Genomic DNA, 13,858 nt, shown 5'->3' with positions numbered 1-13,858 from the left:
TCGAAAATTCTTAGTTTGTTGTTCTTATCTTTAATCCTATCACAATCGATCCATCCATCACATGTAAAGCTGAAGTTCATAACTGCCTTTCTTTACTTTTTGCTGAAATGGGCATCCTTATCCATGTGTACAAATGGGATGCTGGTATCTACCTCGCCCGTTATCTTTTCCAACATCACATCTTCACCTTTCAGCCATTTTCCGAAGTCGAAAACAACAGGCTCCCGGTCTCCGCCTAAGGCAAACCACGTCACCATTTCATTAGGTAAGTAAGCAGATGTATGGATTGTTCCAGCCCAGCTTTTATATTTCTTTGAAAACACACCCATGTCCGTATCATTCATTAGACGAAAAGCCTGATAGGCTTGTCTCGGTCCGGCATTTTGCATTGCTTTCAGCCGTTTGTAGGAATCGACAAGATGGTTCCGGTTTTCATGTTTCATGATTTCAAAGTGATTCGTGCAATATGAGGATTCACGCATTTCCACACCTCGTGGTGAAGCTTCCAGAACGTACGTTTTTCCGCTCTGATCGTAGACGGTATAGCTGAAGGAATGCCTATGAGGTATTTCTTTCAGCATACTGACAGCTTCCTCAACATTCGCACAACTTTCTAAGACTAGGCGTCCGATCATACAGCAGATGAATCCTAAGCCCGGCTTTTTGCGATGCATGAAATTATAACCAAGCACCAGACCTTTCTCATTCATTCCATCCATTCTCCCGGTAATGCGCTGTGTCGGTCCAGCAATTGCATAGCCCTGGTCTTCCGGCTGGAAAAATACATATCGACCTTCGTATGTTTTAGGCTGATAATCATAATTACGGACTAAGAAGTCAGGTCCAGTCATGATGGAACACCCCGAGCGGTTATAATTTGTCCGATAGCCGCCAAATTCCATCATGGTTCGTTCCATCGTCCAATCCAGAGCATCTCGAAGGCCGAGAAGCTCCTGCCACACACCAGGTGCAAACTTTTCAATTGCTTCCTTTACTTCTTTTTCAGAAACTGTGAATCGGGGAATCCTGACCTTCCATTGTTTCAGACGATTTTGAACGGTCACGGACTCTTTTAGCAATGTACCTTGGTGGTAGCCAAAATCATAATGTGAACCTCTGAACTGTAAAATATCACTGTGAATTTTTTTCATGATAACTTTCCCCCGATTTTTTAACGAAAGAGCCACCCATCAGGAATGACTGCTGCTGTTTGTATAGTTTTCTCTTGATACCCCTGCTATTTGAGGGAGTTTAGCTGTTGCGTAGAGGACTAATTGTGCCAGCAATGCTAATAAAACGATCCAGCCCCAAACCGTCAGCACACCAGCATGGAAACTGTATATAGGATCTTCTTGTGCATAAAATGGATTTTCTTGCATGAAGTATGAAAAGGCATAAAACATGCCGAACGTGAAATTTCTGGACCATTGGGATACATTGTACGTAAATAACCCTTCTTTCCAGCCGAGGAGTTTGACTCTTCTTACTGCCCTGACTGACTCCATGAATTCAATAGTTATCAACAGGATGAAAACTACAAACCAAAAGGTGAAGACAAACCCAGCTTCAAAAACCTCCGTTTTGACAATGGCTAGCCCTGTGATGGATAATGCGCCATGAATGATACAATTTGTATTGGCCCAGTCATGAATCAAGCTCCAATTCTTCTGCCAAAGATAACGCTTTATAAGCAGGAATATTCCTGCAAAATAAAACATTAACCCAATGACGATGATTGTTTCGGCAAGATATTGATGAATGCCATCAAAAGTATTGTTCAATAATATGACAATGGACTGTGTACCTACCGTCGATAACAGAATGATGCCATGAACCGCAAACTTTGTTTGTTCCGCCATCAGTCTAATCAAGCTGTGAAAGCAGTTCACAAGAAAAAATAATAGCAATAGACAATTAAACACTGCAACCCATTGCAGGACCTCGATAGATCCGGGAAAATATTTCACAAACACATTACACAATACTGACAGTCCTGCTACCCAGGTTCCCATCATGAAGGAATTTAACGGATGCTTTAAAAACGGTCTGAAAAATTCACGATTAAAGACCTGAGCGAACAATGCCCGGTAAATTAGTATCCAGGCCAACAATAAAACAATAGCCAGTATACTTCCAAACAAATCATCTATAAACGGGAACGCTTCGATCGCTCCAATTAAAAAAATCCCATTCGCCATGATGATAGCTCCTGACGCGGGAGAAATCTTTTTATCAATATCGATGGTAAGTACCCCCTTTCACCAATGGATACGCAGTCTATTATACATAAAATTTCTGTTATTTTATAATGGATTGAACAGAAAATGTTTACGAAGGGATGATCGGAAATGTATGGATTGGACCAAAGAAGGCAGAAAGTCCTCAATTTCCTCAACGAAATTACAGATGAACAAGCACGTATGAAACCAGACAAAGACAATTGGAGCATACTGGAATTGCTTGAACACCTTTATTTGATTGAACGAACAGTTGCAGACAGGATAAAAAGGGCGATTACAGAAGGAGAAGAAAAATCAGTACCAGAAAAACCAGTCCACCACACCGCCAACCGTACGTTAAAAATGGAAGCACCGGAATCTCTGCGTCCTAAAGGCTTGTTCCAATCCGTCAGTGAAGCAAAGGAAAGTCTGGTCGAGTCACGGGAGTCCCTTGAGCTAATATTGATAAACTATGAAAAAGCAACGTTGAAGCGTCGTGTCATGCACCATATGGCCTTCGGTGACCTCAGCCTGGAACAATGGGTGGAATTCATCGGCTGGCACGAACTCCGTCACCTTGAACAAATGAAAGAAGTGCTGCAAAAAGTGAATAGGGGCTGAGATGAATTAATTAAACGGGTTCAGGTATTGTATGGACGCTCAAATGAATTATGTACGCTGCTTTTTAGTCCATAAGAGCTGGAACATAAGAAAAACAATGGAATCAGAAACGAACGATTATAATTTAATCTCATATATGCAGAACATTAGCGTAGTCCAAATACGCAGATTCCTGAGGGAACAGCGCGAGTCTATTATCCCCTTGGCCAAGCAATCTTCTTGACCAAGAAGGCTTTAGGCCGTGCCCGCGGAAAGCGAAGTGTTTGAACGGAGCCGATTTCTTGCACACAAATAATCCGAACTATTCAATAAAATGGTTCGGATTATTTTATACTATTATTATGTTTTTCCCAGTCCCAACAATTATTTATCGATCACATGTCTGATAGCATGAGACACTCCATGATCTGTATTAGATAACGTTACCCAGTCAGCTTCTTTTTTGACTATTTCCTGGGCATTTCCCATGGCAACACCAAACCCGGCTTCACGAATCATTGCCAGGTCGTTCATACTGTCCCCTACAGCCATAACATTGTCCATAGAGAGATCGAGCCAGTCACATACTTTCCGAATGGCAGCAGCTTTGTTGACACCGGCAGGGTTGATTTCGATATTGGTCGGACTTGAGTTAGTGACTTCCAATGCTTTGTTCTCCCTAAGCTCGTCTAAGATTACTTTGCGGACTTCGTCATCTTCAATATCAAACCCGAATTTAAGCCATTCATAGGCTTCGATGTCACTTTCAAATGGTTCCAGCGAGCTGAACATCCCTTGCGCGGTGCTTGACCAGAAATGGGTATCGTGTGTTTTTTTCAGTTCCCACAAGCGTTTGACAAGGTCTGCATCAAGGGGATTGCGTTCAACCAGATTATATTCCTTGTCGTAAATTTCTCCTCCATTAATGGTAACGATATAAGAAGAGCGACCAAGGCTTTCTGAAATATCCTGGCAGGTTGCCAGGGATCGTCCAGTACTTAACACAACATGAATTCCATTTGCTTTCGCCCTTTTTATGGCTTCTTCGTTTTCCGTAGAGACTTCACCATCTTCGTTGATCAAGGTACCATCCATATCAAGTGCAATTAGTTTTATATCTTTTTCCATCCTTGTACACTTCCTTTTCCATTGCTGATTTCTACATTTTAATATAAATAACAGTTTTTACAAACATTCACGCACCCTCGAACAGCTGCTTAGTATTCCATTTCCCAAATTTATAATAAAGGGTTGCAACGATACTGCTGAACACAAAGCTTACCCCCATCCCAACCGCAATTCCGCTCTCACCGAATAAACTTGAGCACAAAGCGGTCAGCGGGTAACGCAGGACCCAGAAGGAAATGATATTCAACAAGAGCACCTGGTACATTGCTCCCGATGCGCGAACTACTCCATTCAGTATGAAATTAATTCCTAAAAAAGGATAAAAGAAAGCAATGATTCTCAAATATTGTTCCCCGAATGCTACAAGGGCTTCTTCCTGGACGAACATCTTTATGCCATATTCCCCGAATAATACAAGTAATAAAGCGACGACAAGCATTATCGATGTATTAAAAATAAATCCATAACGGGTGATTTGATGCACCCTTTTCCAGTTTTTCGCACCGATATTCTGCCCTGCCATACTATTAACAGCGGTAGCTAAGGCCATTGGCGGGAGCATCAGGACGCTATCGAGCCGCTGAGCTGCACTGAATCCTGCCACGACATCACTTCCAAACGAGGTAACAACACTCATAATGGCTGCAACACCTGCCGAAATGACTGACATTTGCAGGCCTGAAGGAATCCCAAGCCTAAGAATTAATGCCACTTCGTTTTTTGTCGGTAAAAATGGCACAGAAAATGGAGCCAGATTTTGACGAAGAACGAGAAACACCCCATACAAAAAGGCTATTCCCTGGGAAATAACAGTTGCGTAGGCTGCACCGGCGATTCCCCAATCGAAAACAGAAATGAAAACAGGGTCCAGTACGGCATTCAAAATCACCGCCAGAAAGACGAATCGAAGTGGTGTCCTGCTATCACCAAGCGCACGCATGACGGTACCGATGAAATTATAGCCCATCAAAAACAATATCCCGAGCGAATTGATTTTCAAATAAACAGTGGCATCTTCCACCATTACCCCTGGGGTGCCTAAAAAATGGATAATGCTTTCTGCAAAAATATAGCTTGTTGTTCCCATTACGGCCGAGATCAGCAGTAATATGATGATGAAGGCATTTAGATATCTCTTTAGCCCCTCTTGGTCATCCTTTCCTTTTTGCTGGGATAAAACCGTCAATGTCGCATTGTTGATGCCGATGATGAATGACAGCATCGTAAATACCACAGTGCTTGAAACAGCCACAGCACCCAGGACATTACCACCAAGCAAGTTCCCCACCCAAAGGCTGTCCACAAACTGATAGGACACCTGAAGCAGGTTTGTCAGGAGGATGGGACCGGAAAAAATCAGCATCTGCCTCCATATGTTTCCTCTAGTAAAATCTTGTGCACCTGCCATGAAACATACGTCCTTCCTTTTACTCGACTCCCATTTTAGCATCTTGACGTTGTAAATACTGTTTATAACTTTTCAATCGGGGTATTTATATGTTGAACACTGTCATGACAGGCAATCACCCAGCTTCGCTTGAATTTTATAGGAGAATTTTCACCGCAATATTTTTGAAATTTCGGTGAATTACGGAGCATCAGACTAGGCACATTTGTTATTTTTTCAATAAATATAAGGAAACAACAGCATATGAGAGCATTATGTTACAAAGCATATCTTAGTGATGCTCAGTAATATTCTTCGATAATAAACGCAATTCAGACAGATTAAGCTGGTTTGATAAATTTCCCTTGCCGATTTATCATTATCAAGTACGCATGCTTCAGCATTACCTAATGAAAGGAGAATGCACCATCTCTCAAACTACGAAAGAACCAGTCCATTCTGAAGAAACGTTGCTTTTTACAGAACCAACTGTTGAAGATGGTAAAGCAATGTGGAATTTGGTTGATAATTCCACCCTGGATCAGAATTCTGCTTACAAATATCTGATGATGAGTGAATTTTTTGCTGATACTTGTGTAGTAGCAAAAGAGAACGATAAATTAGTAGGATTCGTAACCGCATTTATCCCCCCTGAACACCCGGACGTGGTGTTTGTCTGGCAAGTTGGCGTAGATTCTTCCCAGCGCGGAAAAGGAGTTGCGTCGAAGCTTCTTAACGAATTAATTTCCCGAGAGGCATGCCAGGATGTTCGCTACCTTGAAGCGACAGTCACACCGTCAAACAAAGCATCTCAATCTTTATTCCGTAAATTAGCACGTGATCATGACACGGAATGCAAGGTATCGGAGAAATTTACCGAAGACCTGTTCCCAAGCGATGAACACGAAGAAGAATTGAATTTCCGAATTGGTCCATTCAAAAGATAATACCAATTTAAATTAAGGGAACTACCCAAATCAAACAAGGAGGAAATCAACTTGAGTAAAACAGATATGAGCATTTTCGAAAAACTGGAATCAGAAGTGCGCAGTTACTGTCGCGCATTCCCTGCCGTTTTTGATAAAGCGAAGGGACACAAAATCTGGGACGAAGATGGCAATGAGTATATCGACTTCTTCTCAGGTGCAGGTGCCCTGAACTACGGTCATAACGATTCCCATATGCAATCCAAGCTTGTCGACTATATCACAAGTGATGGCATTACCCATTCACTTGATAAAGCGACAACTGAGAAAGCGAAATTCATGGAGAAGTTTAACGATGTAATTCTGAAACCACGTAACCTGGACTATAAGATCATGTTTCCAGGCCCTACTGGTACCAATACAGTGGAAAGTGCACTTAAGCTGGCTCGTAAAGTGACCGGCAGAACAGATATTATCAGCTTTACCAATGGCTTCCATGGTATGACTATCGGTTCTCTTTCTGTAACCGGTAATGCTATGAAACGTAACGGTGCTGGTATTCCACTAAACAATACGGTAACGATGCCATATGACAATTTCGTCAATGATAAAATGGAAACACTCGAATATCTTGAACGCTTCCTTGAAGATAACGGGAGCGGTGTCGACGTTCCAGCTGCTATGATCCTGGAAACTGTACAAGGTGAAGGCGGCATTAATGCAGCCCGTATGGAATGGCTGCAAAAGGTTGATGAAATCTGTAAGCGTTGGGACATCCTGTTGATCATCGATGATGTACAGGCAGGTGTCGGCCGTACTGGAACTTTCTTCAGCTTTGAACCTGCAGGAATCAAGCCTGATATCGTATGTATGTCTAAATCCTTGAGCGGATACGGCTTGCCATTTGCCGTTACCCTATTCCGTCCCGACCTAGATATCTGGGCTCCAGGGGAACACAACGGTACGTTCCGTGGTTTCAACCATGCATTTGTCACAGCGGCAGCTGCCCTTGACTACTGGAAAGAAGAGAAATTCGAACAAGGCATTAAGGAAAGAGCTGAACTGACAAAAGAATTCTTAGAAGGTATTGTGAAAAAATATCCTGGTCTGGAAGGTGAGTTCTGCGGCCGCGGTTTGATGGTCGGTATCGAATGCGCGAAAGATGGCCTTGCGGATGAAGTTGCCGCTGAAGCTTTCAAACGCGGACTGATTATGGAAACATCCGGACCTAAGAGCGAAGTTTTCAAGCTTTTCCCACCACTAAACATTGAAATCGATGAGCTTAAAAAAGGTTTCGATATCATTGAAGAGAGTGTTAAAGCTCTTACCAGCGAACCAGTAACTAATTAAGTAATAGGAGGACTTTAGATATGAAAACAATCTCACTAGAAGAAGTACTAGGTACAGAAAACGAAGTAAAAGGTGAAAACTGGACTAGCAGACGCTTGGTTTTGAAAAAAGATAACATGGGCTATTCTGTCCATGACACAGTGATCAAAGCAGGTACAGAAACACACATCTGGTACCAAAACCACCTTGAATCTGTATACTGCATTGAAGGTGAAGGAGAAGTCGAGACCCTTAAAGATAATAAGGTTTGGCCGATAAAAGCCAATACCCTTTATGCTCTTGATGAAAACGACGAACATCTATTGCGCGCAAAAACAGATATGCGCATGGTTTGTGTATTCAACCCGCCAATCACTGGCCAAGAAATTCACGATGAAAACGGTGTGTATCCTGTAGTAGAAGATTAATAAGTTTTAAACCTCCAACTTCGGTTGGAGGTTTTTTATTGGAGAAAATTTCCGATATTGAACAGAAAAAAATGCCAGCCAATAGATAAATAGAAGATATAGAGTGTAGTCATCAGCCATAGGTTCGTGTACACATTTTTAGTTGAAATCGTACCCACGAAAAGCTGGGAAGCGGTGACTATGCTGATTGCCTAAAGTGTACAAGTGGTACGGATTTTCCTTTGGATAAGAATCTTTAGCCTCAAACCCTAATTGATTTTTTTCGAGCAATCTTAGCAAAGGAATAATTTCCATCTGATTTTTGTTAGAAATGTGCATGCTTGGGGTATCCCTTAAACTAGATGAATTGTAAGATGGAGGGAAGATTTTATGGAAAAGGATAAAGCTTTGAAATCTTATATCATTGACCATGCTCAACAATTGACGAATGAATGGTACGAAACATTAGAGGAAAAGGATCCCAGCTCTCTTTATGCATCAAGAGATCCACAGGTCATTGAGACTTTGAAAAAGCAAAATTTTGATTTTCATCACTATTTCAGTGAAATCTTTGTAGTCGAGAATGAAGAGGCATGGTTGGAGAATTTCAACAAATGGGTTTCGGAAGTATCAGGGGACATAGAACATTTGAGCACTCCAAGTCATTATGTCATCAGAGAATTTATGCGTGTCAGAATGCAATACATGGATTGTATCAAAAATTTTTATGATAAACATAAGGATAAACTTGAACAGGAAGATCTGGATCGTTGGAACAAGCTTGTTGTCAGGGGATTCGATGTAGCAATAATGAAATTCGTGGAAGGAGCGAATGAAAATTCAAAATTACAATTGAAGGCAAAAGAAGAAATCATCCATGAATTGAGCGCTCCTGTCATCACCCTCGATAATCAGCGGGCACTCCTGCCTTTAATTGGTGAAATAGATAGTGACCGGGCCTCCGTCATTCTCGAAAACACACTCCATCAATGTAGCCAAAAAGGGGTCACGCATCTGTTCATCGATCTATCAGGCGTGGCGACAATCGATACTTTAGTGGCTCATCAAATATCGAATCTTTTACAATCACTTCAATTGCTGGGCATCTCTTCCACGATATCTGGTATGCGCCCAGAAATTGCCCATACTGCCACTCAGCTGGGAATCAGCTTTGAAAAAGTGACCATTAAACCCTCTTTGGCGAACGCTTTATAAAAAAGCAGGGATTCTGATACTTCAGAATCCCTGCTTTTTCCTATATTAGCTGCCTTTTTTAAAGTGCTTTTACAAGTCCCCCATCCACTACGAGTGATTGGCCGGTCAGATAGGTGTTGGCACCAGATGCTAGAAATACAAGTGTCCGGGCAAATTCTTCCGGTTCCCCGTAACGTCCGATTGGTATGGACTGTTCTGCCTGCTTTCTGACTTCCTCTGAAGTAATACCTTGTATATCAGCGTGTTTAGCATCGAGTGCAGCTACACGATCAGTCGCGATCCTGCCAGGACCGACTGTATTAATCAAAATATTTTCCGGCGCTAATTCACGGGCTAAGCTCTTTGACCAGCCGACAATTCCTGCCCGATATGTATTGGAGAGAATCAGATTATCAAGGCTTTCTTTGATGGATGAGGATGCAATGTTGACAATTCTTCCACTCTTCTGCTCCCGCATGGCAGGTAAAACTTCTCTCACTGTCCGAATAAAGCTCAATAGATTGAGCTCGAATGCTGCCTGCCAATCACCATCACTGAAGTCATCAAACTTACCGGCCGGGGGACCACCTGCATTGTTGATCAGAACATCTACAGTTCCATTCCACTCAACCGCTTTCTTTACAAGTTCTTTGATTTGCCCTGCATTCGTCATGTCACATACAGCATATTCGACGTTTTCGTTCCCGCTTAATTCCTTGATGTCTGCTTTCGTTTTCTCAAGCTCCTCCTCATTACGGCTTGAAATGAGGACATGTGCTCCTTCCTTTGCAAATTCCAGAGCTGTTGCCTTACCTAACCCTTTACTTCCAGCAGTCACAATGACTGATTTTCCTCGTAACTTGAAGTCCATGAATCTATTCTCCTCTCTTTTAAATAATTACCTGTTATTATACATGATTGGAAAGATTAAGGGGTTATAGCAGTTTTTATAAAGGAATTATGATGGTTATAGAGAAGATTAATTAAGAAGAAAAGTCTGGAATTTATTATTAGGAGGTCATACGATGATTAACAAAAGTCCAGTCAAAAACAAAATCGGTCTTGCCTTTATACCTGTCAGAGATATACAAAAAGCAAAGGAGTGGTATAGTAAAATACTCGGTCTCAGTGATGGAAATGATTACTTTGATCACCTTTTTGCTGCCCCAATGGAAGGTACGACAGGTCTTATGCTGGATACCATGCCCAAATGGAGAAATGAAAAAGGGGATATCTCGCCGTATCAGGTTCCAGCGATACAGTTTTTGACAGAGGATATCCACGCTTCCTATAAATTCATGGAGCAACTAGGAGTGGAAATGGTGACCGAGGTTGAATATGATCAGTATTTCATATTCAAAGATCCAGATGGAAATATGCTGATGGTTTGCCAAGAATAAGAGGGCTTTACTATTTAAGAAGACGTGCGGGCGAACCAACTGCCTTAGTGTATGACGGAATTTCTGTTATGACGGTTGAGCCTGCTCCGACAATCGACCATTCATTAATCCTTTTACCAGGAATGACGGTGGCTCCCGCACCAATATGAGCACCTTCTCCAATACTTACTTCTCCGGTAAGAGTGGCATTCGGTGAAATATGAACATAATTATCAACATCGTTATCGTGCTCAATTATGGCTCCTGTATTGATAATGCAAAATTCTCCTATTGATGTCCCAGAGTTAATTGCTGCTTTGGGCATGATAACTGTTCCTTTTCCTATTTTCGCTTCTTTACTGACAGAGGCATCGGGAGCAATCACTGTCAAATATTGTTGTTCTTTCAAATTCAAAAGCTGGACAAGCTTTTTCCTTACAACATTGTCCCCAATAGCAATCACGATTTTTGAACGATCATCCATAAGGGAAAAAACATTTTCAAGCGGCGCATATAAGATACCGTGTTTTCTTTGTATATTTTCATATTTATCATCAAGAATGGCGAATATTTTTTGACCTGGCATGGTGGAGATCATGTCCTGAATTACCCGGCTGTGTCCGCCATCCCCCATTACAATAACCTTCATGGATTGTTCACTCTTTCAGTCAAAGAATTTATTCTGAAGGAAACGGTCTTTTATCATAACATCTTATGCTTTAACCATTTCAGAGTGACATAAATAAACCGCCTGAAGACCAGACGGTTTATCTTTTATAATAAATTTTGTTGTAATCGGAAGCAGACAACTTTTGGTTCACTCATCGATTCGATCGCATATCGTACGCCTTCCCGTCCGATGCCAGAGTTTTTCACACCACCAAATGGCATGGCATCGATGCGATAGTCACTGCTGTCATTGATCATGACTCCACCAACATGCAAATGTTTGATGGCATAAAAGGCATGATTGAGATTTGTGGTAAATATCCCTGCCTGAAGTCCGTAATCCACCGCATTGGATAATTTCACAGCTTTTTCAAGATTAGCAACGGGTGTTATCAGAACCACTGGGCCAAAAATTTCTTCATACGCAATTTTCGCTGAATCAGGAACATCTGTCAGCACGGTAGGATAGTAGAAGCTTCCTTCTCGTTTTCCACCCACTTTAAGTTTCGCTCCATCTTCGAGAGCTTCGTTGACCCAGTTCTCAACCCGCTTCGCTTCCCTTTCCTGAATCATAGGACCGACATCGGTAAGTTCATCCATTTTGTCCCCTACTCTTAACTCAGCAGTCCGGTTCACAAATTCCTCAAGAAATTCGGAATAGATTTCCTCTTCAACATAGATTCGCTGTACTCCAATACAATTTTGCCCGACAGCGGAGAAAGCACCAGAGACACAGGACTGAACAGCATCCGGCAAATCAGCATCCTTTAAGACAATTACCGGCGAGTTCGATCCCAGCTCCATGCTGACTTTTTTCGGGCCTGCCTGCTGGGATATCCTTTCCCCTGCTTCTGGTCCCCCGGTAAATGAAAGTACATTTACGGCCGGGTGTGTGACAAGAGTCTCTCCTACTTCGCGTCCAGATCCAGTCACTACAGATAAAAATCCTTCAGGCAGACCTGCATGGACAAACGCCTCTGCAAGCTTCAAAGCGCTAAGTGGTGTAACGGATGCCGGCTTAACCACAATAGCGTTTCCCGCTGCGATTGCCGGACCGACTTTATGGGCCACAAGGTTTAAAGGATCGTTAAACGGTGTAATTGCCCCGACGACTCCGACCGGAAAACGATAATGGTAACCGACCCGGTTTTCACTTCCTTCGTTCTGGTCAAAATTGATCGTTTCCCCATTGATCCTTCTTGCTTCTTCTGCGCTTATCTGAATCGTTTGTGTGGCGCGTTTTACTTCCCCGCGAGCTTCATTGATCGTTTTGCTTCCTTCTGATGCAATCGTCCTTGCAAAATCCTCCGCATGTGCTTCCATATATTCCGCTGCTTTGGTCAATACTCTGATACGCTCATGTGTCGGCCACGTTGTTGTTTTTTCATAGGCTTCTTCCGCTTTTTCAATTGCACGCATCATATCTTCGCTGGAGGCCATCGGCACTGAGGCTATCGGTTCATTATCTTGTGGGTCGAATACCTCAAACGTTCGGTCGCCTGAGACCCACTCGCCGCCAATCAACATCTTTACGGACTGTACTTTTGTTTTCATGGTAACACCACCTTCCTTAAATTCTTTCAAGTGTTTTTTGTTTTTGGTAATCAATCAGATCAATTAATAGTGAGTAGCCCGTCTCTGTCAGACCGGCCCCTGCCCCGGTAAGCATGATAGGTCCTGCAAGATCACATTCGTATAAAATGGCATTTGTTGGACCTGTGACACCTGCCAAAGGATCAGTGGCGTCCAATAATTCCGGTTGGACAGATGCTGTCACTTTCCCATCCTGTTTAGTTATTTTGGCTAACAACCGCCACTTCTTATTCTCATTCAGCGCATTTTGCACCATCTCGTGTGTAATATGGCTAATCCCTTTACATGGAATCTCTTTAGAAGGAATAGGCGTTTTCATCAGATAACTTGATAAGATTGCTGCTTTATACCGGGCATCATAACCTTCGACATCATTTGTGGGATCTGCTTCTGCATAGCCAAGTTCCTGAGCTTTTTTTAACGCTTCCTCATATGTCTTACCCGTTTCCATTTCCGTTAGAATATAATTAGTTGTTCCATTCAGAATTCCCTTAATTTCTGTTATTTCATTCCCTGCAAGTGTTACTACCGGCATTCTTAGAGCAGGTGTTCCACTCATTACAGTTCCTTCAAATCCCCAGTAGACATTTTTCCGTTCAGCAAGCTCACTTAATTCTGGATAGGCCAGGGCTACTGGGCCTTTATTGGTCGTAACTACACTTTTTCCACTCTCAAAAGCGGCCCGGCAGTGGTCGATTGCAGGCTGTCCTGTCTCCACATCTGTGAATGTCACTTCAACAATCATATCGGCATTGGAGTTTTTGATTGTTTCGATACTATCCCAGCCCTTGATGACTCCTTTGGTATCCGGATAATTTTCCAATTTCCCTGTTTCGCGGACAATGGTTAGCAACCTGTCAATGTCAAGTCCATCAGGGTGGTATACAGAGCCCTTCATCATGTCCGAGACAGCTACTACTTTCGTTTCAAGCCCGTATTCCGCTTCCAGTTTTTCTTTTCGTTCCTGTAAAATTTGTGCCAATGCCTGGCCGACACCGCCAAAGCCAATGAATGCTATTTTCATCAT

General features: G+C 42.4%; 14 protein-coding genes. 6 read left to right on the top strand and 8 right to left on the bottom strand.

Annotated elements, in window-relative coordinates:
- Nucleotides 1–92: 92 nt before the first annotated feature.
- Nucleotides 93–1,151, bottom strand: a complete 1,059-nt coding sequence (locus JOC33_RS12540) for a C45 family autoproteolytic acyltransferase/hydrolase (RefSeq protein ID WP_205092862.1) — start codon at nt 1,149–1,151, stop codon at nt 93–95.
- A 39-nt stretch (nt 1,152–1,190) separates the two neighbouring features.
- Nucleotides 1,191–2,198 (bottom strand): TDT family transporter, encoded by a 1,008-nt coding sequence (locus JOC33_RS12535; RefSeq protein WP_205092861.1) that lies wholly within the window; start codon nt 2,196–2,198, stop codon nt 1,191–1,193.
- Nucleotides 2,199–2,348: 150 nt separating this feature from the next.
- Here JOC33_RS12535 and JOC33_RS12530 point away from each other — a divergent pair, with 150 nt between their 5' ends.
- A complete protein-coding gene (locus tag JOC33_RS12530) occupies nt 2,349–2,840 on the top strand; it encodes a DinB family protein (RefSeq protein WP_205092860.1) in 492 nt (163 codons plus the stop codon).
- A gap of 363 nt (nt 2,841–3,203) precedes the next feature.
- On the opposite strand, the gene JOC33_RS12525 is transcribed toward JOC33_RS12530, so the two are convergent.
- Both JOC33_RS12525 and JOC33_RS12520 read right to left on the bottom strand, forming a co-directional pair.
- Nucleotides 3,204–3,947: a Cof-type HAD-IIB family hydrolase gene (locus JOC33_RS12525; protein ID WP_205092859.1), complete on the bottom strand. Its 744-nt coding sequence runs from the start codon at nt 3,945–3,947 to the stop codon at nt 3,204–3,206.
- Between the two features lie 67 nt (nt 3,948–4,014).
- Nucleotides 4,015–5,355: an MATE family efflux transporter gene (locus JOC33_RS12520; RefSeq protein WP_205092858.1), complete on the bottom strand. Its 1,341-nt coding sequence runs from the start codon at nt 5,353–5,355 to the stop codon at nt 4,015–4,017.
- Between the two features lie 389 nt (nt 5,356–5,744).
- On the opposite strand from JOC33_RS12520, the gene ectA reads away from it, so the two are divergent.
- The 4 genes from ectA to JOC33_RS12500 all read left to right on the top strand — a co-directional run bounded on the left by ectA (nt 5,745) and on the right by JOC33_RS12500 (nt 9,211).
- Nucleotides 5,745–6,281, top strand: a complete 537-nt coding sequence (gene ectA, locus JOC33_RS12515; RefSeq protein WP_205092857.1) for a diaminobutyrate acetyltransferase — start codon at nt 5,745–5,747, stop codon at nt 6,279–6,281.
- 66 nt (nt 6,282–6,347) lie between these two features.
- On the top strand, nt 6,348–7,610 hold the full coding sequence (ectB, locus tag JOC33_RS12510) for a diaminobutyrate--2-oxoglutarate transaminase (RefSeq protein ID WP_420825716.1): 1,263 nt from the start codon (nt 6,348–6,350) through the stop codon (nt 7,608–7,610).
- A gap of 20 nt (nt 7,611–7,630) precedes the next feature.
- A complete protein-coding gene (locus JOC33_RS12505; protein WP_205092855.1) occupies nt 7,631–8,017 on the top strand; it encodes an ectoine synthase in 387 nt (128 codons plus the stop codon).
- A 369-nt stretch (nt 8,018–8,386) separates the two neighbouring features.
- Nucleotides 8,387–9,211, top strand: a complete 825-nt coding sequence (locus JOC33_RS12500) for an STAS domain-containing protein (protein WP_205092854.1) — start codon at nt 8,387–8,389, stop codon at nt 9,209–9,211.
- Nucleotides 9,212–9,269: 58 nt separating this feature from the next.
- Here JOC33_RS12500 and JOC33_RS12495 read toward each other — a convergent pair whose 3' ends face one another.
- Nucleotides 9,270–10,061 (bottom strand): SDR family oxidoreductase, encoded by a 792-nt coding sequence (locus JOC33_RS12495; protein WP_205092853.1) that lies wholly within the window; start codon nt 10,059–10,061, stop codon nt 9,270–9,272.
- A gap of 154 nt (nt 10,062–10,215) precedes the next feature.
- Here JOC33_RS12495 and JOC33_RS12490 point away from each other — a divergent pair, with 154 nt between their 5' ends.
- Complete coding sequence (locus tag JOC33_RS12490; protein ID WP_205092852.1) at nt 10,216–10,590, top strand: VOC family protein; 375 nt, start codon at nt 10,216–10,218, stop codon at nt 10,588–10,590.
- A 10-nt stretch (nt 10,591–10,600) separates the two neighbouring features.
- On the opposite strand, the gene JOC33_RS12485 is transcribed toward JOC33_RS12490, so the two are convergent.
- The 3 genes from JOC33_RS12485 to JOC33_RS12475 all read right to left on the bottom strand — a co-directional run bounded on the left by JOC33_RS12485 (nt 10,601) and on the right by JOC33_RS12475 (nt 13,858).
- On the bottom strand, nt 10,601–11,218 hold the full coding sequence (locus tag JOC33_RS12485; protein WP_205092851.1) for an acetyltransferase: 618 nt from the start codon (nt 11,216–11,218) through the stop codon (nt 10,601–10,603).
- Between the two features lie 125 nt (nt 11,219–11,343).
- The gene (locus tag JOC33_RS12480) at nt 11,344–12,792 is read right to left on the bottom strand and encodes an aldehyde dehydrogenase family protein (RefSeq protein WP_205092850.1); all 1,449 of its coding nucleotides are present in this window, start codon (nt 12,790–12,792) and stop codon (nt 11,344–11,346) included.
- Between the two features lie 16 nt (nt 12,793–12,808).
- Nucleotides 12,809–13,858, bottom strand: a complete 1,050-nt coding sequence (locus JOC33_RS12475; protein WP_205092849.1) for a homoserine dehydrogenase — start codon at nt 13,856–13,858, stop codon at nt 12,809–12,811.

This window comes from Thalassobacillus pellis (assembly GCF_016908295.1).
Taxonomy (GTDB): domain Bacteria; phylum Bacillota; class Bacilli; order Bacillales; family Halobacillaceae; genus Thalassobacillus; species Thalassobacillus pellis.
This window is presented reverse-complemented; position numbering and strand designations above follow the sequence as displayed.